At 73.8% G+C, this 22581-nt stretch carries 17 protein-coding genes and 1 pseudogene; 10 read left to right on the plus strand and 8 right to left on the minus strand.

From position 1 onward, the window contains the following. The first annotated feature begins 57 nt into the window (after positions 1-57). Both J1792_RS24235 and J1792_RS24240 read left to right on the plus strand, forming a co-directional pair. Positions 58-813, plus strand: coding sequence for a GAF and ANTAR domain-containing protein (locus J1792_RS24235; protein ID WP_242646577.1), 756 nt, complete (start codon positions 58-60; stop codon positions 811-813). Next, positions 798-2252, plus strand: coding sequence for a bifunctional phosphatase PAP2/diacylglycerol kinase family protein (locus J1792_RS24240; protein ID WP_086574031.1), 1455 nt, complete (start codon positions 798-800; stop codon positions 2250-2252). The genes J1792_RS24235 and J1792_RS24240 overlap by 16 nt, the downstream gene beginning before the upstream one ends. 18 nt (positions 2253-2270) lie before the next feature. Here J1792_RS24240 and J1792_RS24245 read toward each other — a convergent pair whose 3' ends face one another. Then, on the minus strand, positions 2271-2960 hold the full coding sequence (locus J1792_RS24245) for an HAD family hydrolase (protein ID WP_086574035.1): 690 nt from the start codon (positions 2958-2960) through the stop codon (positions 2271-2273). 28 nt (positions 2961-2988) lie between these two features. Then, positions 2989-4173: a zinc-dependent alcohol dehydrogenase gene (locus tag J1792_RS24250; RefSeq protein WP_207248206.1), complete on the minus strand. Its 1185-nt coding sequence runs from the start codon at positions 4171-4173 to the stop codon at positions 2989-2991. Positions 4174-4359: 186 nt separating this feature from the next. Here J1792_RS24250 and ctaD point away from each other — a divergent pair, with 186 nt between their 5' ends. Then, positions 4360-6072, plus strand: a complete 1713-nt coding sequence (gene ctaD / locus J1792_RS24255; RefSeq protein WP_086572396.1) for an aa3-type cytochrome oxidase subunit I — start codon at positions 4360-4362, stop codon at positions 6070-6072. After that, positions 6069-6461, plus strand: coding sequence for an aa3-type cytochrome oxidase subunit IV (gene ctaF, locus J1792_RS24260; protein ID WP_086572398.1), 393 nt, complete (start codon positions 6069-6071; stop codon positions 6459-6461). Before ctaD ends, ctaF begins: the two co-directional genes overlap by 4 nt. 23 nt (positions 6462-6484) lie before the next feature. Here the strand turns inward: ctaF and qcrB are convergent, their stop codons facing one another. Beyond that, positions 6485-8116, minus strand: a complete 1632-nt coding sequence (qcrB, locus tag J1792_RS24265; protein WP_207248207.1) for a cytochrome bc1 complex cytochrome b subunit — start codon at positions 8114-8116, stop codon at positions 6485-6487. Positions 8117-8311: 195 nt separating this feature from the next. Between qcrB and J1792_RS24270 the strand changes: the two genes are divergently transcribed. Continuing rightward, positions 8312-9778, plus strand: coding sequence for an aminotransferase class I/II-fold pyridoxal phosphate-dependent enzyme (locus tag J1792_RS24270; protein ID WP_207248208.1), 1467 nt, complete (start codon positions 8312-8314; stop codon positions 9776-9778). Positions 9779-9797: 19 nt separating this feature from the next. Here J1792_RS24270 and J1792_RS24275 read toward each other — a convergent pair whose 3' ends face one another. The 3 genes from J1792_RS24275 to J1792_RS24285 all read right to left on the minus strand — a co-directional run bounded on the left by J1792_RS24275 (position 9798) and on the right by J1792_RS24285 (position 12016). Then, positions 9798-10880, minus strand: coding sequence for a M14 family metallopeptidase (locus J1792_RS24275; RefSeq protein ID WP_207248209.1), 1083 nt, complete (start codon positions 10878-10880; stop codon positions 9798-9800). Position 10881: 1 nt separating this feature from the next. Continuing rightward, a complete protein-coding gene (locus tag J1792_RS24280) occupies positions 10882-11214 on the minus strand; it encodes a hypothetical protein (protein WP_143587755.1) in 333 nt (110 codons plus the stop codon). A gap of 124 nt (positions 11215-11338) precedes the next feature. Beyond that, on the minus strand, positions 11339-12016 hold the full coding sequence (locus J1792_RS24285; RefSeq protein WP_207248451.1) for a CBS domain-containing protein: 678 nt from the start codon (positions 12014-12016) through the stop codon (positions 11339-11341). Positions 12017-12618: 602 nt separating this feature from the next. Here J1792_RS24285 and J1792_RS24290 point away from each other — a divergent pair. Then, positions 12619-13761 carry a M28 family metallopeptidase gene (locus tag J1792_RS24290; protein ID WP_307843080.1) on the plus strand — a complete coding sequence of 381 codons (1143 nt, stop codon included), beginning with the start codon at positions 12619-12621 and terminating at the stop codon, positions 13759-13761. A gap of 55 nt (positions 13762-13816) precedes the next feature. On the opposite strand, the gene J1792_RS34415 is transcribed toward J1792_RS24290, so the two are convergent. After that, the gene (locus tag J1792_RS34415) at positions 13817-14437 is read right to left on the minus strand and encodes an SLATT domain-containing protein (RefSeq protein ID WP_242705516.1); all 621 of its coding nucleotides are present in this window, start codon (positions 14435-14437) and stop codon (positions 13817-13819) included. Continuing rightward, positions 14368-14760: pseudogene (locus J1792_RS34420) on the minus strand (DUF4231 domain-containing protein); the annotation flags it as partial. The pseudogene J1792_RS34420 and the gene J1792_RS34415, both read right to left, overlap by 70 nt. Positions 14761-14866: 106 nt before the next feature. On the opposite strand from J1792_RS34420, the gene J1792_RS24300 reads away from it, so the two are divergent. From J1792_RS24300 to J1792_RS24315, 4 genes are read left to right on the plus strand one after another with little or no spacing between them, the layout of a single operon-like run. Beyond that, positions 14867-17671: an NACHT domain-containing protein gene (locus J1792_RS24300; RefSeq protein WP_179198859.1), complete on the plus strand. Its 2805-nt coding sequence runs from the start codon at positions 14867-14869 to the stop codon at positions 17669-17671. Next, positions 17668-18660 carry an AAA family ATPase gene (locus J1792_RS24305; RefSeq protein ID WP_307843081.1) on the plus strand — a complete coding sequence of 331 codons (993 nt, stop codon included), beginning with the start codon at positions 17668-17670 and terminating at the stop codon, positions 18658-18660. Before J1792_RS24300 ends, J1792_RS24305 begins: the two co-directional genes overlap by 4 nt. After that, positions 18657-19802: a hypothetical protein gene (locus J1792_RS24310; protein WP_207248210.1), complete on the plus strand. Its 1146-nt coding sequence runs from the start codon at positions 18657-18659 to the stop codon at positions 19800-19802. Before J1792_RS24305 ends, J1792_RS24310 begins: the two co-directional genes overlap by 4 nt. Next, a complete protein-coding gene (locus J1792_RS24315) occupies positions 19799-22576 on the plus strand; it encodes a hypothetical protein (protein WP_207248211.1) in 2778 nt (925 codons plus the stop codon). The genes J1792_RS24310 and J1792_RS24315 overlap by 4 nt, the downstream gene beginning before the upstream one ends. The last annotated feature ends 5 nt before the right edge of the window (positions 22577-22581 follow it).

Below are 22581 nucleotides of genomic sequence, written 5' to 3' on the forward strand. Positions count from 1 at the left end.
GATAGTGCCCGCCCCCGCGTTCGTTTCCCCGGCGGGGCCCCGGGCAGGTGCCCCTCCATGGACGACATGGCACACCCCCAGGCCGGTGCGCTGTCGGAGGGCGCGGACGTGCTCGGCGACGATGCCGGCGCCCCGTCGGGGCGGCGCACCGCCCGGCTCACCGAGCTCATCCCCCGCCTGGTGCCCGGCAGTTGCGGCGCGACGACCACGGTGTGGGACGGCGGCGACGAACCGCCCACCGCCGCCACCCACCCGGACCTCGCCGAACTGGTCTGCGTACAACTGCGCGAGGACGACGGCCCGATCCCCACGGCCCTGCGCACCCAGGAGCCCGTGCACGCGGCCGACCTGCTGCACGACAGCCGCTGGCCCTGCTACCGGGCCAGCGCGCTGGGCACGGGCATCCGGGCCAGCACCACCTTCCCCTTCCGCCGGGACGGCGTCACCGTCACGGTCACCCTCTACCACCTGCGCCCCGGCGGTCTGGAGGGCGTCGCGGAGGGGCCGTCGGTGATCCTCGGCAAGCTGCTCACGGACACGATCGCGCGGGACCGCCGCTACCGCCGGGCGCTCGCCGCGGTGGAGCAGCTCGAGGCGGCGCTGCGCTCGCGCACGGTGGTCGACCAGGCCTGCGGCATTCTCATGCACCTCATGGACTGCGACGCCGACGCCGCCTTCGAGGTGCTGCGGCGGTCCTCGCAGCACGGCAACCGCAAGCTGTCCGAGCTGGCCCGCGCGGTCGTCGCCACCCGGGGCTCGGTGGGCGTGTCCGCCCCGGATGCGGGTACCCGTGCCCCATGCGCACCGTGCTGAACACCTGGGACCGGTCCCTGTTCGATCTGGTGGCCACGCGCCACTGGCCGGGGGGCGACCGCGTGCTGCCGAAACTCTCGCGCGGCGCCGACCACGGGATGCTGTGGTTCGGCGTGGCCACGGGCGCGGCGCTGCTGGGCGGGCGGCCCGCGCGGCGCGCCGCGCTGCGCGGGGTGGCGTCGCTGGCGGTGGCCTCGGCGACGGTCAACACCCTGGGCAAGCGGTCGGTGCGGCGCGTGCGCCCGGTGCTGGACACGGTTCCGTTGATCCGGCAACTGGCGCGCCAGCCGTTCACCACCTCCTTCCCCTCCGGGCACTCCGCCTCGGCCGCCGCCTTCACCGCCGGCGTCGCGCTGGAGAAACCCCTGTGGGGCCTGGCGCTGGCGCCGCTCGCCGTGTCCGTGTGCTTCTCACGCGTCTACACCGGGGTGCACTATCCGGGCGACGTGCTGGCGGGCGCGCTGCTGGGGGTCGGCGCCGCCTACGCCGTGCGCGGGCTGGCCCCGACGCGTTCCCAGCTCGCTCCCCCGGCCCGCCCGCGCGCGGAGGCGCCGGCGCTGCCGGGGGGCCGCGGCCTGGTCGTCGTCGCCAACACCGCCTCCGGCCAGCGGGCGCAGGGCGGCACGGACCCGGAGCCGGAGATCCGTACGCAGCTGCCGGACGTCGAGTTCGTCGGGGTGGGGCCGGAGGACGACCTGTGCAAGACGCTGGAGTCGGCCGCCGGGCGCGCCGCCGAGCTCGGCGGGGCGCTGGGGATCTTCGGCGGGGACGGCAGCGTCAACGCGGCGGCCGCCGCGGCCGCGCGGCACGGCGTCGCGCTGGCGGTGCTGCCCGGCGGCACGTACAACCACTTCGCCCACGACCTGGGCATCGAGTCCGCCGCCGACGCCGCCCGCGCGGTGGAGTCCGGTGAGGCGGTGGCCGTCGACCTGGGCCGCTTCGGCGAGGCCTGCTTCCTCAACACCTTCAGCATCGGGGCGTATCCCGACCTGGTGCGGGTGCGGGAGCACTGGGCCCCGCGGATCGGCGCCTGGCCCGCGGGCGTCGCGGCCGCCGTCCACGTGCTGCGCACCGGGCGCCCGACGCGGCTGCGGATCGACGGCCGGGATCGGTGGCTGTGGGCGCTGTTCGCCGGTAACTGCACCTACCGCGGGCTGGGGGCCACCCCGGTCCGCCGGCACGACCTGGCCGACGGGGTGCTGGACGTACGGATGCTGCTGGGCGGCCGGCTGGCCCGTACGCGCCTGCTGGCGGCGGCCCTGACGGGGGCGCTCAAGCACTCGCCGGTGCTCAAGGCGGCGCGGGTGCGGCGGCTGTCCGTCGAGGACATCCCGCCCGGCACCCATCTGGCCTTCGACGGCGAGGTGGCGCCCGCGCCCGGCTCCCTGCTGCTGGAGAAGGAGAACGAGGCGCTGGTCGTCTACCGCCTGCCCGGCTGACGCCCCGCGCCCCCGGCGTCACTCCATGCGGGCGAAGGGGCTGTCGTCCAGGCCGGCGAGCAGCTCGGCGGGGTCGCGGTAGACGGCGACCGCCCCGGCGGCCTCGAGTTCGGCCCGCCCGATGCCGCCGGAGAGCAGGGCGACGCAGTCCACGCCCGCCGCGCGGGCGGCCTTGACGTCCCAGACGGTGTCGCCGACGAACAGGGCCCCCTGCGGCGGCACGTCCGCCTGTTCGAGCGCCCGGAGGACGGGGTCGGGGGCCGGTTTGCCGGCCTCGACGTCGTCGGCGCTGGTGGCGGCGAGGATCGCGTCGTCGGCGTCGATCGCGCGGCGCAGCGCGTGGAGTTCGGAGCCCTCGGCGGAGGTGGCCAGGACGATGCGCCAGTCCCGGTCGGCGAGCGCGCGCAGCAGCGCGGCGGCGCCCTCGAAGGCCGGCAGCCGGTCGAACCAGGTGGCGTAGACGGCCTTGTGCGCGGCGCTGAGGGCCTCGTCCCCCTCCCGGTCGCGGTCCTCGCCCAGCAGCCGGTCCATCAGCCGGCCGGAGCTCATGCCCACGGTGTGGTGGATGTCGGTCATCGCGACCCGGTGGCCGGCCTGGTGGAAGGCCTCCCACCAGCTGACGGCGTGCAGGTAGTTGGTGTCGACGAGGGTGCCGTCCACGTCGAAGACGGCCGCTCGGGGGTGCGGGGAGCGGGCCGCGGTGGTCATGTCGTCGTAGGCCGTCACGGGGTCCGCCTCACGGGGTCAGGAGCGTCTTGATCATGCCGTCCTCCTTGGCCTGGAAGGCCCGGTACGCCCGGGGGCCCTCCTCCAGCGGCAGGATGTGGGTGGCGAAGCCCTCCACGCCCAGCGGGTCGGCGTCGGCGAGCAGCGGCAGGAGGGCGTCGGTCCAGCGCCGGACGTTGGCCTGACCCATGCGCAGCTGGATCTGCTTGTCGAACACGGTCATCATCGGGAACGGGTCGGTCATCCCGCCGTAGACCCCGACGACCGAGACGGTGCCGCCGCGGCGCACCGCCTCGATCGCGGTGAGCAGGGCGGACATGCGGTCCACGCCGGCCCGTTCCATGAGCGTGCGGGCCAGGGCGCCGGGCAGCAGGCCGACGGCCCGCTGGGCGGCGTGGGCGGCGGGCGCGCCGTGGGCCTCCATGCCGACGGCGTCGATGACGGCGTCGGTTCCCCGGCCGTCGGTGAGGTCGCGGACGGCCTCGACGAGGTCGTCGCCCAGTTCGCCGGCGTCCAGCGTGGTCACGCCGCGGGACTCGGCCCGCGCCAGCCGCTCGGGCACCAGGTCGACGCCGACGACCCGGGCCGCGCCGCGGTGCAGGGCGATCCGCGCGGCCATGTCGCCGATGGGCCCCAGGCCCAGGACGGTCACGGTGCCGCCCTCGGGGATCGCGGCGTACTCCACCGCCTGCCAGGCGGTGGGCAGGACGTCGGAGAGGTAGACGAACCGCTCGTCGGGCGGGCCGTGGGGCACCTTGACGGGCAGGGTGTCGCCGAACGGCACGCGCAGGAACTCGGCCTGGCCGCCCGGCACCTGCCCGTAGAGCTTGCTGTAGCCGAACAGGGCGGCTCCCTTGCCGTGCTCGTGGACCTGGGTGGTCTCGCACTGGGACTGCAGGCCCCGGCCGCACATGAAGCAGGTGCCGCAGGAGATGTTGAACGGGACGACGACCCGGTCGCCGGGCGCGAGGGAGGTGACCTCCCGGCCCACCTCCTCGACGACGCCCATCGGCTCGTGGCCGAGGATGTCGCCCGGATCGAGGTAGGGGGCCAGCAGCTCGTAGAGGTGGAGGTCCGAGCCGCAGATGCCGGTGGAGGTGACGCGGACGATGACGTCGGTGGGCCGCTCCAGGCGCGGGTCGGGGACGGTCTCGACGCGGACGTCCCGCTTTCCGTGCCAGGTCAGGGCGCGCATCCCGTTCTCCTTCGCCGCGTGGCCGGGGTGGTCCACGCCTGGTCACGCTGGCACACCGCGCGGGCGGGCGCCCGCCGCCGGTACTCCATCCGGCCGCACACGTGCGGCGTCCGGCCGCCGGGCGGGGAAGAACACCGCGGGTACCCGGCGAGCGCGCCGTGGGACCGGACGGTGAGGGAGAGGCGCATGCCCCAGCTGGAGGACCGGACCGAAGCGCGCCGGGAGGAGGACGCGCGGCGCGACGGCTCCGTCCTGGGACACCGGATCCTGACGTATCTGACGACGACCGATCACAAGGTCATCGGCAACATGTACCTGGTGACGGCGTTCGGCTTCTTCCTGCTGGGCGGCGTCCTGGCGATGCTGATGCGCGCGGAGCTGGCGCGGCCGGGGCTGCAGATCGTCAGCGCCGGCCAGTACAACCAGCTGGTGACGATCCACGGCACCGTGATGATGCTGCTGTTCGCCACGCCCATGTTCGCGGGCTTCGCGAACGCCGTCATGCCGCTGCAGATCGGCGCCCCCGACGTGGCCTTCCCCCGCCTGAACGCGCTCAGCTACTGGCTGTTCCTCTTCGGCGGGCTGACCGTGGTGTCCGGGTTCCTGGTCCCCGGGGGCGCGGCGTCGTTCGGCTGGTTCGCCTACGCGCCGCTGAACAGCGCCGTCCGTACGCCCGGGGCGGGCGGCGATCTGTGGGCGATGGGGCTGGTGGTGGCGGGGCTGAGCACCACGCTGGGGTCGGTGAACTTCGTCGCCACCATCGTGACCCTGCGCGCGCCGGGCATGACGATGTTCCGGATGCCCGTCTTCACCTGGAACATCCTCTTCACCTCCATCCTCGCGCTGCTGGCCTTCCCGGTGCTGACGGCGGCGCTCCTGGCCCTGGAGGCGGACCGGAAGTTCGGCGCCCATGTCTTCGACGCGGCGAACGGCGGGGCGCTGCTGTGGCAGCACCTGTTCTGGTTCTTCGGCCATCCCGAGGTCTACATCGTGGCGCTGCCGTTCTTCGGGGTCATCACCGAGATCATCCCCGTCTTCAGCCGCAAGCCGCTCTTCGGCTACGCGGGCATGGTGGGGGCGACGATCGCCATCACCATGCTGTCGGCCAGCGTCTGGGCGCACCACATGTTCGCGACCGGGGCGGTGCTGCTGCCGTTCTTCTCCCTGATGTCCTTCCTGATCGCCGTGCCCACGGGGGTGAAGTTCTTCAACTGGATCGGCACGATGTGGCAGGGCAGCCTCTCCTTCGAGACCCCGATGCTGTGGGCCGTCGGTTTTCTCGTCACCTTTCTGCTCGGCGGGCTCAGCGGGGTGCTGATCGCCTCCCCGCCCCTGGACTTCCAGGTCACCGACAGCTATTTCATCGTCGCCCACCTGCACTACGTGCTGTTCGGGACCGTCGTGTTCGCGATGTTCGGCGGGTTCTACTTCTGGTGGCCCAAATGGACCGGGCGCATGCTCGGCGAGCGCCTGGGGAAGGTGCACTTCTTCACGCTGTTCGCGGGCTTCCAGATCACCTTCCTCGTCCAGCACTGGCTCGGGGAGATGGGCATGCCGCGGCGCTACGCCGACTACCTGGCCGCCGACGGCTTCACGGTCCTCAACACCGTCTCCTCCATCGGCTCGTTCCTGCTCGGGCTGTCCACGCTGCCCTTCCTCTACAACGTCTGGCACACCGCGCGCCACGCGCCCGCGGTGGAGAGCGACGATCCCTGGGGGTTCGGGCGGTCGCTGGAATGGGCGACGTCCTGCCCGCCGCCCCGCCACAACTTCGTCGCCCTGCCCCAGGTGCGTTCCGACTCCCCCGCCTTCGACCTGCACCACCCCGAGGCCGCGGCGCGCCCGCTCCCCGCGGGGGCCGGAACGACTCCCGGCATCTCACCGGAGAAGGGCTCATGAAGACCGAGGCGTTGCTGTTCGCCGGGGTCGCCGGCTTCTTCCTCGTCACCGACGTCGGCTACGCCTGGTGGTCGGGCAGGGAACCCGCCGGCACCTCGGCGCTGACGGTGTCCTTCATCATGGCGTCGCTGATCTGCTTCTTCTGCGCCACGAACTACCGCCGCCGCGGCCCCCGGCCGGAGGACCGGGGGGACGCCGCGGTGGCCGAGCGCGCGGGGCCGCTGGACTTCTTCCCGCCCCACAGCGTCTACCCCGTGCTCACGGCGGCCGGGGTCGCGCTGGTGGCCCTGGGGGTCGTCTTCGGCCTGTGGCTGTTCCTCATGGCCATGGGGATCCTCCTCGCCGGTGTGCTGGGCATGGCGTTCCAGTACGTCGGGCGGGAGACCTAAAACCGCCCGCAGGGGGCGCGGGCTCACTCCTGGGGCTCCCTGGCCGGCGCGGCCAGCCGGCCGGCGATCAGCTCGCGCTGCTCGGCGGTGACGGGCATGTCCACCCGGTCGCGGTAGTACCAGGAACTCAGCGCCACCCGCAGCCGGTGGCGGCGGGTCAGGGGCGCCGGCCGATCGGGCAGCGGGCGGGGCATCTCGCGCACCATCAGCCGGTACCGCCGGCGGGGCGACAGCGGCCGGTGGCCCTCGCCGAGACCGCCGGAGACGCTCTGCTCGACCTCGCCGGTCTCCTCCCCCTCCTCGAGGCGCCGCCGGTCGCGGCCCTGCAGGGCCAGGCACAGCCGTTTGGTGACCACGAAGGCCAGGACCGGGCCGAGCACGACCAGCACCCGCAGGACGCGGGTGAGCTCCTCGACCGAGAGCCGGAAGGTGAGGGCGATGACGTCGTTGCCGCCGGCCACCAGCAACAGGGCGTAGCCGAGGACGGCCGCCACCCCGAAGGCGGTGCGGGTGGGGCGGTCGCGGGGCCGGTCGCACAGGTGGTGCTCGCTCGCGTCGCCCGTCACCCATTTCTCGAACAGCGGGTAGGCGTACAGGATCAGGAACAGCAGGCCCGGCAGGACGACGGCCGGCAGGAGGACGTTCCACATCAGCGTGTGGCCGGCCACCGCGCTCTCCCAGGGCGGCATCAGGCGCAGGGCGCCCTCGAGGAAGCCGACGTACCAGTCGGGCTGGGCGTCGGTGGTGACCTGGTCCGCGCGGTAGGGGCCGTAGCTCCAGACCGGGTTGACCTGGGCGAGGGCCCCGAGGACGGTCAGCGACCCGGAGACCATGAAGAACAGGCCCGTGGACTTCATGGTGAACTGCGGGAACATCGGCTCCCCCACCGCGTTGCGGTTCGTCCTGCCCTGGTCGCTCCAGTGGGTGTGCTTGAGGTAGACCACCAGGAACAGGTGCAGGGCGACGAGCGCCAGCAGGACGCCGGGCACGAAGAACACGTGCACGATGTACAGCCGCGGGATGAAGCCCTCGCCGGGGAACGGCCCGTGCCAGATGAGGAAGCTCAGGTACGTGCCGACGACGGGGAGGGACATCACGATGGTGTTGGCGGTGCGCAGCCCGGTTCCGGAGAGCAGGTCGTCCGGCAGGGAGTAGCCGCAGAACCCCTCGAGGAGGGCGAGCAGGAAGAGGGTGACGCCGATCACCCAGTTCAGCTCGCGCGGCCTGCGGAAGGCCCCGGTGAAGAAGATCCGCAGCATATGGATTCCGGCGGCGGCCACGAACACCAGCGCCGCCCAGTGGTGCACCTGGCGGATGAGCAGGCCGCCGCGCACGTCGAAGCTGATGCGCAGCGTCGACGCGTACGCCTGGGTCGTCCGCAATCCCCGCAGCGGCCCGTACGCCCCGTCGTACACGGTCTGGACCATGCTGGCGTCGAAGAACAGGACGAGATAGCAGCCGGTGACGACGAGCACCACCAGGCTGTACAGGGCGATCTCCCCCAGCAGGTACGACCAGTGGCCGGGGAAGGCCTTGCGCAACAGGGCGCCGCCCGTCTCGGCGGCGGGAAAGCGCCGGTCCAGCGCCTCGAAGCCGGCCAGGGCCGCCTCCCGGGCCCGCCGGGCGACCCGCCCCCTCCGCTTCCCGAACAGCATCGACCACGCTCCCTGCACCCCGAGTGCCCGCTGGCCGCGCGCCCCGCGGCCGATGGCCCTCGGCCATCGCAGGGAGTCCAGCACGGCCGCGCGCGCCAGTGCCGCATCCGGCGGCGGCCACCGCGCGGCGCTCACCCTGCCGGCCCAAGGCACGGCGGCTGTTTCACGCCGCGCTTCGGGGGGGAACCGCATCGCATGGACCACTCTCGCGCACCGGTACTGGAAGCACTCTCCGCCTACACCCGGACCGGACAGGTCCCGTTCACCCCGCCGGGCCACAAACAGGGCCGCGGCACCGACCCCCGGGTGCGGGAGGTGCTGGGGGACGCGGTGTTCACCCACGACCTCCTGGCCGTCGGCGGCCTGGACGACCGGACGTCCTCGGGCCGGGTCCTGGAGCGGGCCGAGGCGCTGATGGCCGACGCGGTGGGGGCCGAGCACACCTTCTTCTCCACCTGCGGCAGTTCGCTGTCCGTCAAGGCGGCCATGCTGGCCGTCGCCGGTCCCCACGAGGAGCTGCTGATCGGCCGTGACGCCCACAAGTCGGTGGTGGCGGGGCTGATCCTCTCGGGCGTACGCCCGGTGTGGGTCGACCCCCGCTGGGACGCCGAACTGCACCTGGCACATCCCCCGTCGCCCGCCGACTTCGAAGAGGCGTTCGAGCGTCATCCCGGTGCCCGGGGCGCCCTGGTCACCAGCCCGACGCCGTACGGCACCTGCGCGGACCTGGCGGCCCTGGCCGACGTCTGCCACCGGCGCGGCAAACCCCTCGTCGTCGACGAGGCGTGGGGCGCGCACCTGCCGTTCCATCCCTCGCTGCCGGCGTGGGCGATGGACGCGGGGGCGGACGTGTGCGTGACGAGCGCGCACAAGATGGGCTCCGGCCTGGAGCAGAGTTCGGTCTTCCACCTGCGCGGCGACCGCGTCGACGCCGACCGGCTCAGGGCCTGCGCGGACCTGCTGGACACCACCAGCCCGTCGGTCCTCGTCCACGCCGCGCTCGACGGCTGGCGGCGGCAGATGGTCCAGCACGGCCGGGACCTGTACGACCGCGCCCTGGCGCTCGCGGACATCGTCCGCACCCGGCTGGAGCGGATCGACGGGCTGCACGTGCACGGCCGCGAGGACTTCTGCGGCCCCGGCCGGGCCGCCGCCCTCGATCCCCTCCAGCTGGTCGTGGACGTCTCGGCGCTGGGCACCACCGGCTACCGTGCCGCCGACTGGCTTCGCGCCCAGCACCGGATGACCTCGCACGTCAGCGACCACCGCCGGGTCAGCGCCCAGCTCACCCACGCCGACGACGAAGGGACCACGGGCGTCCTGGTCGAGGCCCTGCGCGACCTCTCCGGTCAGGCGTCGTCGCTGCGCACCACTCTCGACGTGGAGGTGCCCCCGCCGGCGGACCTGCGGCTGGAGCAGGCGGTGCTGCCCCGGGACGCCTTCTTCGGGCCCGCGGAGACGGTGCCCCGGGAGAAGGCCCGCGGCCGCATCTCGGCGGAGACGCTCACCCCGTATCCGCCCGGTATTCCGGCGGTCCTGCCCGGCGAGCGGTTCGACGCGGCGGTGCTGCGCTATCTGCGCACCGGAGTGGAGGCGGGCATGGTCGTCCCCGACGCCACCGACCCCGGGCTTGACGTCGTCAGGGTCGTCGCGGAGGAGTGACCGCCGGCTCCCCCACGGTTCAGTCGGTGACCGTGGAGGGCGCGTCGGCGCAGAACTGCACCAGGCCCGCGCACACGTCCTTGGCGATCAGCTTCATCTCCGCCCACGGCGGCTGGAACTCGGTGCCCCACTCGATGGTGTAGGCGTGGATCTTCCCCTTGTCCGGGTCGACGATGTGCCGGGAGAAGGCGTAGTCGTCGCTGGTCCCGGCGGTGGGGTAGAGGTCGAAGGCCGGCTTGGCGGTGTACTGCTTGCCCCGTACGGCCTCCAGGGCCTCGGTGAAGTGCCGGGCGAGGCCGGACGCGCTGTCGAGGTCGTCCTTGGGGACGAACTCGCGGTAGGCGGTGTCGCCGTCGACGCCGCGCGTCCCGTCGAAGGCGGAGTTCTGGAAGTTCATGTCCGGGTCGTCCGACTGGTTCTCGTCGTCGCCCCACACGTGCAGCATGTCCTCCGAGAAGCTGTGCACGTCCACGAACCACCGGGTGCGCGGGTACTCGTCCAGCAGCCACCGGACGTTGCGCGTCTCGGGCTCGGAGAACGGCCGGGGGCCCTGGTAGACCTGCGGGTCGCAGGGGTCGGCCGACACCCGGACGTCGGAGAGGGGCGAGAAGGCCGTGGCGAAGTCGAACAGGAAGTCGTAGTTGCGGTTGATGTCGACGCCCACGCAGTCGCCCACCCCGGTGGAGTACTCCGGGTTTCGGTTCTTGCGCCACATCGCCTTCACGGTCTGGCTGTACTGCCGGCCGTCCGGGTTGACCAGCGGGAAGACCACGATGTCCAGGCCCTCCAGCAGCGCGGCCACCTGGGCCGCGGTGAACGTCTTGCCGCCGTAGACGAGGCCCGAGCCCGTGCTGTACGCCTCGAGCAGGTCGGCGGCGAAGAACACCAGGATCTCGCAGCTGCCCCACTCACGGGCGTGGACGCCCCCGATGAACACGGCGCAGTCCCGGGGCCCGCCGTCCGGGTCGGCCCGCAGGCGCAGCGCGTGGCAGGCGACTCCCTCGACGGACGTCTCGGGGAGGTCGATCAGCTCGCAGAGCGAGGGATACGCGCCCGAGAGGTTCACCAACGCGGAGTCGACTTCTGTGATGTTGAGGTACATCTCAACCCTCCCGGCTCTGGTCCTTCACCTTCTGTCCGAGGCCGTGCGGGACGATGCCGGGGTCGGCGAAACGATCGCCGGTGCCGACCTCCTCCTGACGGGCCCGGCCGATGGCGGTGGCGTCCCCGAGGACGTGCACGGCGACGTCCTCGCGCTCCAGGCCCAGGGCCTTCTCCTCGGTGACGAACGCCTCGATGCTCCTCTCGTCCCCGGGGCCGGGCGTGGGGGCGGGGCCCCCGCCGACGTCCAGCCGCTCGTCGCGCAGCAGATTGCGCAGTGCGCGGGTGTCGGCCGCCGTCACGCGCACATGAAGAATCTTTTCCTCACCGGCCATGTCGGCCTCCCGGATCCCCTTGGAACCCCCACGTCTGGAACCCCCACGTCTCCTTCCTCCATCGTGCGCGGCGTGTCGCGCCGATGTCGAATCGTGCGCCCCGGGGCGGGGCGCACGACGCCGCTCAGCGGGGGTGTCCGGGCTCCTGCGCGGTCCCCTCTCCCCCGGTGTCGTCGGTCTCCGCCGACAGCTGGTGCTCGACGCTCACGACGCCGTCGACGCTCTGGCACAGCTGCACCAGGGCCGGCAGCAGGCTCCTGCGCCGCACCGAGCCGCTGAGCCGCACCTGCCCGAGGTTCACCTCGACGCCGACGGCCGAGGGCCGCTCGCCCAGGGTGCGCACGAGCACGTCCTCGATGATCTCCTCCCGGATGGCCCGGTCGGTCCGCAGGAAGACGCGCAGCAGATCGGCGCGGCTGACGAGACCCACCAGGCGCCCGTCGTCGTCCACCACCGGCAGCCGCTTGACGCGGTGCTCCTCCATGGCGCGGGCGGCCTCCACCACGCTCCACTCCGGCCGGGCGCAGACGGCCGGGCTGGTCATCAGCCCCTCGGCCGTGGTCGCCTCGTGCTTGGCGCGGACCCGCGGGTCCGGAGGGAACGGGGCGTCCGGCCGCCGTGACGCCTTGGCGAGCAGGTCCGCCTCGGAGACCACGCCCACCGGCCGGTCCTCGGCGTCCACGACCGGGACCGCGGTGATGTCGTGCTCGTGGAGGACGTGCACGATCTCCGTGAACTGGGTGCCGCGCTGGACCCGGACGACCGAACGGGTCATCAGATCACCGACGCTTCTGTGCTGCAACATGTACCGGTCCCTCGGCGGAATGGCGATGACGTCGCGTCAAATCTAGGGCCCCGGCGCCTGCCGCGGCGCACGCCCTGCCACCGGCCGGGCGTATGACCGGGCTGTGGCGATCTTGTATCGGCGGCCGCCGACCCCTGCCGCGGCCTGCGCTCCCTCGGTTACTGTCCCGTTCGGCCCACTTCCGTCACGCCGCCGTCCCCGACGACGGCCCTCCGCGTTCCGAAAGGACGTCATGCGCGCGTTGCTCCGCCGCCGGGCGATATCGGCACTCGTCACGACCGCCGTCGCCGCCCCCGTGTTCCTCGCCGCCGCGGCCGCCCCCGCCGGCGCCCTGACCCCCCCTCCCCGAGGACCGGCACAGACAGGCCGAACGCCTGGCGAAGAAGCTGGTCAAGGCCTCCTCCGGGAAGAGCGCCCACCGTCACCTCGAGGCGCTGCAGGACATCGCCGACGACCACGGCGGCAACCGCGCCGCGGGCACCGCCGGCCACAAGGCGTCCACCGAGTACGTCTACCGCCTGCTGAAGAAGGCCGGTTACGACGTCTCGTACCAGGACTTCGACTTCTACGAGTCCAAGACCCTGCGCGAGAAGCTGGGCGTGGTCTCCCCCGGCCCGCGCGAGATCAAGGTCGCCGCCTACGACTTCAGCGCGCCCTCGCCCCAGGGCGGCCTGAAGGCCGCGCTCGCCGCGCCGCGCGTCGACGACACGCCCGGCTGCGGCCTGGACGACTACGCCGCCGGCGACTTCAAGGGCAGGATCGCCCTCGTCAAGCGCGGCGCCTGCACCTTCCAGCAGAAGGAGGAGGTCGCCGCCAAGGCGGGCGCGGTCGGCCTGATCCTCTACAACCACTCCGGCACCGCTCCCGTGCACGGCACGGTCGAGGACCCGGCCAAGGCCCACATCCCGGCCGGCGGCGTCTCCCTGGCCGACGGCGAGGCCCTGGCCGCCGCGGTCGCCAAGGGCGAGGTGACCGTCTCCCTGGACGTCGCCACCGAGGCGACCAAGGTCCGCACCCGCAACGTGATCGCCGAGACCCGGGGCGGCAGCGCCGACCACGTCGTGACGCTCGGCAGCCACCTGGACTCGGTGCCCGAGGGCCCGGGCATCAACGACAACGGCTCCGGCTCGGCCGGCCTCCTGGAGGTCGCGCTCAAGCTCGCCCAGGAGACCCGCAAGCCCGGTGGGAAGCCGGCCAACAAGGTGCGCTTCGCCTGGTGGTCGGCCGAGGAGCGGGGCCTGCTGGGGTCGAAGTACTACGTCTCCCAGCTGAGCGAGAAGCAGCGCAAGCAGATCGCGCTGTACCTCAACTTCGACATGATCGCCTCGCCCAACCCGGTGCAGTTCGTCTACGACGGCGACGACTCCGACCACAAGGGCTCGGGCCCCGGCCCCAAGGGGTCCGCGCAGATCGAGCGCCTGATCAACGGCTTCCTGGACCGCAAGGGCGCGCCCCACGAGGGCACCGACTTCGACGGCCGCTCCGACTACGGCCCGTTCATCGCGACCGGCATCCCGGCGGGCGGCACCTTCACCGGCGCCGAGGGCGTCAAGACCCCGGAGCAGGCCGCCCGGTACGGCGGCACCGCGGGCGTCGCCTACGACCGCAACTACCACGGCGCCGGCGACACCCTCGCCAACATCGACCGCAAGGCGTTCGACACCAACATCGACGTCATCGCCCACGCGGTCGGCATCTACGCCCACGACCTGAGCTCGCTGGACGAGCCGGTCAAGGACTAGCACCACCGGCGCCGGGCGGGGCGGGGATCCCCGCCCCGCCCGGTGCGCGGCTCCGCTATTCGGTGGTCCACTTGATCATCCACGTGTCGTTGAGCACCGAGATGACCCGCTCGCAGCGGGCGACGAACGCGTCGTCCGCCTCCGGGCCGCCGTCCCCGCCGTCGCCCGCGCCCCGGCGGGCCACCAGGCGCCGCAGCTCGTCCGCCGTCCGCGCGTACTCCATCTCCTGGAAGGCGTACTTGGCCGCCACGCCGTGCGCGCTGACCGCCGCCCCGGCGGTGACCACGACGGCCACCCAGGCGGCGGCCCCTCCACCTCCAGCCCGCCCGCCAGCGCGCCGAGCACCGCCCCGGCCGCCCCCAGGGCGAACTCCACACGGCGTACCACCGCCACCTTGCGCCCCATCTCGCCGGCCTTGGGCCGGTAGTAGCCGTCTATCTGACGCCGCACCCGCAGCGCGACATAGGAGTCGACGTCCGAGACCGCGGGCAGCGCACGCGTCACCGGCACGATGCCCCGGGTGTGCGGCAGCAGGTCCACCGCGGCCGATTCCACGCGCTCCGTACGCTCCCGCAGCGCCCGCCCGGCGCCGGCGCCCCGGTACGGCGACACCCCTGCCAGGCAGCTGTACACCTCGTTCTTCAGCGCCTCGGCGGCCGACCGCGTCCTGGTCCACCGCTGGACCGCCTGCGGCCCGGCCCGCTGCCCCACGACGGGCACCAGCCCCACCGCGACGGCCGCGAGAAAGGCCAGCGCCCTGCCGAGCGACGGCCGGTCGGCCAGCGTCTGGGACGCGGCCGTCCCGAACAGCGCCCCGGCGATGCCCAGCAGCAACGACGCGGTTCTCGCCCGCTCGATCGTCCGCTTGAGCCGGTTCGCGGCCTGGGACCACACACTCTGCCGGTCCCACGCCTCCGCCGCCACGGCCGCCGTCTCCCCCGCATCGTCCACGACGGCGATTGTGGCGGACCGCGGACCACGAGCAAAAGATGTGCGCATCCCAGGAGTTCAGGGGGGCGGTGGGCGTACCGTGAGGCCCCGGGGGACGCCTGCCCGAGCCGGGCCGGCGCGGACGGCGGGGTCTCCCGTGGACCAGGAGGAGACCATGCTCGACCCCCAGCCCGTGCGTCCCGCCACGGTCATCGCCGGTGACCGCGAGTTCAGCGGAAGCTTCCTGACGCCCGCCCTGGTACTGACCGCGGCCCACCCGCTCGAGGGCCATCGCGTCACGGTGACCTCGCCGGATTCCTCCGGCCCTGTCGCCTGCGACGTCGTCTGGCGCCATCCGACCGCGGACGCGGCGCTGCTGCGGCTGCGAGAGCCCGGGAGCGGTCCCGTCGACGTGCGGTGGGCGGACCTGCCCCCTGGGGAGACGGTGCGGTGCTCGGTGGCCGGGCCGCGCTCCCGCCGGGAGGGGCTCCTCAGCGCACCGGCCACCCGGTGGCTCGCAGAGGCCGCGGCTCACCAGGTCGGGCGTGCGGTGGCCACGTACCTGCTGGAGCTGCTCGACACCTCCGAGTCACGCGGCGGAGGCCCGAGCCGCCCGGCCACCGCGGCATGGGCCGGTGCGGCCGTCTTCACCGGCATCGCCCTGGCCGGTGTGATCACCGCCGCCCGCACTCCCGCGCCGCGGCGCATCGAAGTCACCCCGGTCCGCACACTCTTGGCGGACAGCGAGTTCGTCGGCGTCCTGCGGGAGCACGGCTGCCCCGTGCCACCCGACTGGCAGATGCCCGTCACCGACCCGGACGCCGATTTCGAACGTACATTCGCAGAATATGTCGTGGACTGCTACGACCAGATCGCTCTCTCCGGCCTCGACCTCTCCGGCGAGCCGGTCACCTGGCCGCTGGAGGCGACCTACCTGGAGCTGCTCGTCGTTGACGAGAGCGAGGAAGAGGACGGCACAGGTACCTCAGTGGAACAGGCGCTGGCCGGGCGGGAACGGGTCCTGTTGCGCGGCGGTGCCGGGGCCGGCAAGACCACGCTGCTGCGGCGGCTGGCCCTGGCAGCGGCGCGCCGGGACGCAGCCGCCTCGCCTGCGTTTCTCCACGGCCTGGTGCCCTTCCTGCTGCCGGTCCCGTTCCTGGTGCGGGAGCCGGCGCTGCCACGGCCGGACGAGTTGCTCCACGCGACCGGCTCCCCGCAGGCCGACGGGGCCCCACCGGGGTGGGTGCACCGGGTCCTCGGCGCCGGCCGCGGCCTGATGCTCGTCGACGGCATCGACCGGGTGAGGGCGGTCGACCGGCACAGGATCCGCGCCTGGCTGAACGACCTGATCGCCACCTTCCCCGGAAACCGGTGGATCGTCACCTCCCGCCCGTCCGCCGTGGCCGAGTCGTGGCTGGCCCCGCAGGGCTTCACAGAACTCGTCCTGGCCCCCATGACGCGACGGGACGTCCAGGCGTTCGTCCACCGCTGGTTCGAGATGGCCCGCGAAGCCACCCTGGACGCCCGGGACCGGGCGCGCGTCGAGGACTTGCGGGAGTCCCTGACGATCGCTCTCGCCACCCGGCGGGAACTCGCCGGGCTGGCCACCAGCCCCCTGATGTGCGCTCTGCTCTGCGCCAACCACGTCGACCGCGGCGGGCGTCTGCCCACCCGGAGGATGGACCTCTACCGGGCCGTCCTCGAGATGCTGCTCTCCCGCCGCGATGAGGAGCGTGGCATCGGAGCACCGGAGGGAGTCCTTCTCTCCGTCGAGGAGCAGACGCAACTCCTGCAGCGCATCGCCTACTGGCTGGTGCGCAACCTCTCGACCGAGATCAGTGCCGCGCATGCCGTCGCCCTCATCGAAGGGGCCTTGCCCGCCATGCCGCGGGTGGCCGGCGAGGGCGACGCGGAACGTATCCTGCGGCACCTCCTCGCCCGCAGCGGCCTGCTGACCCTGCGCGGGGAGTCGGTGGGCTTCGTCCACCGGACGTTCCAGGACTACCTCGCCGCGCGGGCCGCCGTCGAAGTGGAGGACATTGATCTGCTGGTCTCCCACGCCCACGAGGAACAGTGGCAGGACGTCGTCCGCCTGGCCGTCGGGCACGCCCGGTCCCAGTCAAGGGCCAAGCTGCTCGACGGTCTCGTCGCCCGTGGCGACGCGAAACCGGAGCACCGCGCGCGTCTGCATCTCCTGGCGGCGGCCTGCCTGGAGTACGCCGTCGAGCTCGACCCCACGGTCCGGCACCGGGTGGAGCGACGGGCGGCGGCCCTCGTGCCGCCCCACGGGCTCGCCGACGCCCTCGCGCTCGCCAAGGTCGGCCCCCTCGTCCTGGAGCTGTTGCCCGGCCCGGAGACGATCGATCCCTACGGCCATGAAGCCGCCATGGTCGTACGCACCGCCGAACTGATCGGCGGAGAGGCCGCCGAACTGCTCATCCGCCGCTTTCCGCCGGCGACGCGCGGCGCGGCGCGGGCCGGAGCTTCCAGGGTCCCCGGCCCCTCGGCCGTGCCCACGGTGCCCGTCGAATCCTGGACCACGACGCCCGGTGCGGCCGGTCCCGCACGGCGCGTCGCCTGCCGGGGCGACACGACCGACTTCTCGGCCCTGCGCGCTCTCCCGCTGCTCCACACCCTCACGATCAGTGGTAACACCTCTCTCACCCGCCTCGACGAGGTGCTCCGCGGCCTGAAGGCGCTGCGCACGCTGGTCCTGTCCGACTGCCCGGGCCTGCGGGACCTGTCCGCCGTCGCCCGCACGGGAGTGGTCTTCCTCGAGATCTCCCCGTACCCCGGGGCCGCCGCGCTCGCCGCCCTGGCCAGGTCGCGCTGGCTGCGGGCGGTCTACCTGCCCGGCCTCGGGGCGGACTGCCCGGAAGCGCGGGAGCTGGCGGCCCTGTTGCCCGGCGTCGCCCTTTTCGCCGGTTCCCGCATCCCCGCCCCACCGGGCGGCGGAACCCCGCAGAATGAGGAGCCGTGACTTCCCAGCGCCGAGCACCGAACCACGAGGGCTCCCCGGAAGGCCCCGAACTCCGTTACACGAAGGAGTTCGACCCCCGGCGGCAGGAGACGGGTCCGGCCGTGGGCGGCGCGCCGGCCGGGTCGGCCCCGACGGGCGCCCCCGGCGCCGATCGCTACGCCTCCGACGACCAGGTCTACGTCTTCGACGACCCCGACCTCGTGCTCGCGGTCAACGTCGCGCTCAAGGCCGGCCGGCCGCTACTGCTGTTCGGCCCGCCGGGATCGGGCAAGTCCTCGCTCGCGCCCAACGTGGCCAGGATCCTCGGCCTGCCGTACTACGCCCACGTGGTGACGGCCCGCACCGAACCGGAGGACCTGCTCTGGCGCTTCGACGCCCTCAGGCGGCTCAACGACGCGCAGGCCGGCGAGCTCGACCCCGACATCGCGACGTACTACACCAAGGGCCCGCTCTGGCGCGCCTTCGAGGACGGCGGCACCGGGCGCCGTTCCGTCGTCCTCATCGACGAGATCGACAAGGCCGATCCCGACCTGCCCAACAGCCTGCTGGGCCCGCTCGGCTCCCTGTCCTTCCCCGCGCCCTGGAGCACCGGCGAGGAGGCCGGAACGGAGCAATTGGTAGCGGTTCGGGAAGAACACGCGCCGCTCGTGGTCGTCACCACCAACGACGAGCGGGAGCTCCCCCGGCCGTTCCTGCGCCGCTGCATCGTCTTCAAGCTGAGCCCTCCCACCAGGAGCCACCTGCTGAGCGTCGCCCGCGGCCACCTCGGCCACCGCTACGACGATGAGCTGGCGGCGCGGGTCGCCGACCACATCTTCGCCCTGCGCGACGGACTGGAGGACCGCGCCGACGGTCCTGGTACGGCGGAGTACCTCGACGCCCTCAAGGCCAGCCAGCAGCTGGGGGTGCTGCCCGGTTCCCCGGAGTGGCGCGTCCTGGAGAACGTCGCGCTGCGGAAGGGGCGCGCGGGAGCGGAGCCCGGCGCATGAGCGGGCGGGGCGAGGTGTGCCTGGGCGACCTGGTCAGGGTCATGGCCGGGCTGCGCCCGCGGGACGAGCACACGGCGGCGGTCATGGCGGCTCTCCTTGGCGGGGGGCACTCACCGGCCCCGGCGGCTCCGCGCGGGACACCGGCCCGGCCGGATCCCGTGCCGGGGACGGCGAGCACGCCGGAGTCCTCGTCCGCCTCCCGTGGTGTGCTCGCCCCGGTGCGGCCGGGGCTGGGAGCGACGGCCGTACCGACGACCATCCCCTCCCCGCCGGCCGCCGACGCCGCGGACGACACCGGCGACCCGCCCGCTGACGAACCGCCCGACGGTGGCGGCGCGGCCCCGGAGGACGGCACGCCCGGCCCTCCTGTACGGCTGGCGGAGCGGCGCCTGGACTTCTCGCTCGTGTCCGCCGCGGGCCCCCGGCGTACCGTCGAAAGGCCCGGCCCCGGGACGGCCGCGGCGGACATCGCGCCGGACCTGCTCGAGTTCGCCTCCGCCCCGTACGCACTGCCCTACGAGCCGCCGTGGACCCCGGACTGGGCGCGCGGTGTCATGTTCGCCGCCGTCGCCACGCCGGTCGCCGGGCGGGAGCTCGACCAGCGGGCCCTGCTGTGCCGCGTCGCACGCAACGACGCGATCCGCGCCGTTCCCCGGCGGCTTCGCCTGAGCACCCGGCGCGGCGCACAACTGCTGCTGGACCACGGTGCGGGCATGACCCCGTTCCGGGACGACCGGCTGTGGCTGCGTGAGTTGCTGGGCAACGTCGCGGGACGGGACCGGGTCGAGGTGCTGCGGTTCCGGGGGGTGCCCGGCCGCGGCGTCGTGCGGCGCGATCCGCTCGACCTTCAGGAGTACCGGCCGCCGCCACCGGGGACGCCGGTGCTGCTGGTGTCCGATCTGGGTCTGCTGCGGCCGCCGTTCGCGGGCCGGTCCGCCGCCCGCCCCGGGGAGTGGCGGGACTTCGTCGACACCGTGCTGCGAGGCGGCTGTCCGGTGGTGTGCCTGACCCCGTACGAACCCGCCGCCTACCCGGCCGCCCTGCGCGAGAGGGTGGCCTTCATTGCTCTCGACCGGCGCATCTCCTTGCGGCACGCCAAGGAGGCCACCTCGGGGGTCCGGCGCCATCTGGAGGGCCGGTGACGACGGATCCCCCGGCGCCCGACGAGGAGATGACCGCGTTCGTCGAGCGGCTGGCACGGCGGCGGCCCGAGCTCGTACGGCTCGCGGAGTGCCTGTCCCTCGCGGCGGACGTGGAGCGGTCCCTGCTCCGGCGGGTACGGCTGCGCTTCCAGCCGCGGTCGTCCTCGGGCCTGGAGGCCGAGCTGTGGTTCTCGCCCCTGGTGGAGGCCGCCGGAGAGCACAGCCTCCAGCTGGATCCGGTCGCCGCGACCGTCCTGCGGCGCCGGCTCGCGTCGCGGCCGCGCGAGCACGTCGAAGCGGTGTGGGCCTGCACGCGGGAGGCCCATGCCGGCGCCCCGGCCGTCACCCGGTGGTTCGAGGAGCTGCTGTGGGTCGACGTGTTCCCGGCCGCCGTCCCCGCCGCGCAGCTGGACGGGCGGTTGCGCCGGGTCCTGGCCGCGGTCGGCGCCGCCGGTGAGGCCGCGGACGAGCTCGGCCGCTGGGTGCTGCACTACGTGCCCCGGCTCCCGCCCTGGCTGCTGCGGCACGAGAACGCCCGGCGCATCCAGGTCGTCTCCTGCGAGCGCCTGGGGCTGGAACCCCCGCCCGACCCGTTCCCCCGCCCGGCCGTCACCGACGAGGAGGCCCGCGCCCTGGCGCGGCGCACCGTTCCGGTCGGTGTGTCGGCGCGCTCGGACGGACTGGTGCTCAGCAGGCCGCCGGCACCGGGCAGCAGGACGGTGTTCGCGCCCGGGGCCCGCAAGGTGCGCCTCGAGGTGGTCAGCGCTTACGCCGGGGTGCCGGAGCCGGTCCGGCTGGAGGTCTGGGAGGACCAGAGCCTGCGTCTGCGCTTCGTCGTCGTCGAGCGCCTGGAAGCGGACGGGCGGCGGGTGATGACACTCGCCCATCCCGGGTCGGCCGAGGAGGTGGCGGCGGCCATATCCGCCGAGGCGGGGGCCGTGCACTGTGCGGTGCTGCTCTCGGAGGGGGCGATCGTCCTGCACGGGCCGGACGGCACACCGGTCGGCAGCGTCCCCACCGGGGCGGACGCCCCGGCACGCCGCTCCCTCGCGCTGTCGCCCGGCGGTTCACTGCTCGCGTGGATCGAGGACGGGACGGCGCGTCAGCGGGACCTGACGACGGGACGGGAGGTGACCGTGGAACAGACCGGCCGTGCGGTGGTCGCCTGTCACTATCCGGCCGGAGGCGGGGAACTCGTCCTGACGTACGAACAGCAGGACCCCTCCGATCCCGGCCGGCCCGTCTGGGCCACCGACCGGGGGGACATCTGGGCCCGTGCGGAAGCAGGCGACGGCGAGGCCCCGGAGCCGGGCGCGCCGGTCCTCGTGGGGCACGCCCCGTGGCAGGTCACCTCCGTGGCCCGCAGCCCGGACGGCCGAACCGTGGCGGCGGTCGGCGGCGACGCCCGCCTGCTCCACTGGGAACTCCCTCCGGGCGGGGAGCCCGTGCCCCGGGAGACCCGGCTGGGCTTCTTCGCCGATCGCGTCTTCGCCCACGCGGACGGCGGCTGGACCGTGGCGGGCACCGGCGGTCCCCTGACGCTCACCACCGAGGACGGCGACCGCTACTTCATCACGCCCGACACCGAGGACTGCGCGACGGCCGGTGACCTCGCCTCGTGGGCGCGCGGCTGTGTGGTGGCGGTGGCACGGTGGCCCGGCACCCACGACGGCGGGGAGGCCGGGCTCCGGCGGCTCGCCGACCGGCTGGAAGCGGCACGGGAGGACGGCGTGGACTGCCTTGCCGTCGGCCCCTTCCTCTTCACCCCGAGCGACGGCTCCCAGACGCCCGGCGCCCGCCGCGTGGTGCATCCGCCGGGCTGGGAGAGTTTCCCGGATCCCGGTGCTCTGCTGTCCGAGGCTCATCGGCGAGGCCTGCGGATCCTCGCCGACATCGAGCTGACCGCCGTCGCGGACGGCCCCGGCGATCCTCCGGTGGCGAGCGTGCTCGGCTTCGTCCGATGGTGGCTGGATCACGGGCTGGACGGCGTGCGCGTCCTCGGCCGCCATGTCCCGCGGGGGCTGCTGACCGATCTCCGCCACCTCGTGGACGGCTACGACGAGCGCGTGCTGATGCGCGTCGAGGACATGTCCGAGCCCGGGACCACGACGGCCCTGTCCTTCTCCGCGTCCTGCCACGTGATGGCCGGCTCCTTCGTCACCACCCCGTTCCTGCTGTGGGCCGACGCGCACGACGCCAACCCGACCGCAGCGCACACGATATGGGGGGCCACCTCACTGTTGCTGAACGCGGCGGGACCAGGTGTCCAGTGGGGCTACCCCCTGCCCGCCGACGGCCTCGGCGACGAGCGGCGGCGGCTCGCGGCGGCCGTGCTGCTCGGGCTTCCCGGATGTCCCATGCTGCCGCTCGAGGTCCTGCGGGAGACGCCCGTGGCCGGGCTGCTGGCCGTGCGCCGCGACCACCTGGCGCTGACCCACGGCAGCGCCCGGCTCCTGGAGCCCGGAGTGCCCGGCGTGCCGGCGCTGGTGCGCGAGCACGGAAACGAGACGGTGCTGTGCCTGGTCAACGGCGCCGCGAGGGCCGAGACCAGGTGGGTGACGACGGCAAACCTGGGCGGCGGCCCGGGCCGGCTTCTGGACCTGCTGGAAGGCTCCGTGACCGAGTGTCCGGACGACGCCCCCGTACCGCTCACCGTGGAGGCCGGCGGCGTCCGGTGGCTGCAGTGGCTGCCGCCGGGCCCTCCGCGCCCCGGGACTTTCACCCGGCCCGTACCCGGCACGCCGCGCGTCCGCGCGTCCGACGTGCGGGAGTGAGCGCG

Source organism: Streptomyces triculaminicus, assembly GCF_017349075.1.
Classification (GTDB): Bacteria; Actinomycetota; Actinomycetes; order Streptomycetales; family Streptomycetaceae; genus Streptomyces; species Streptomyces triculaminicus.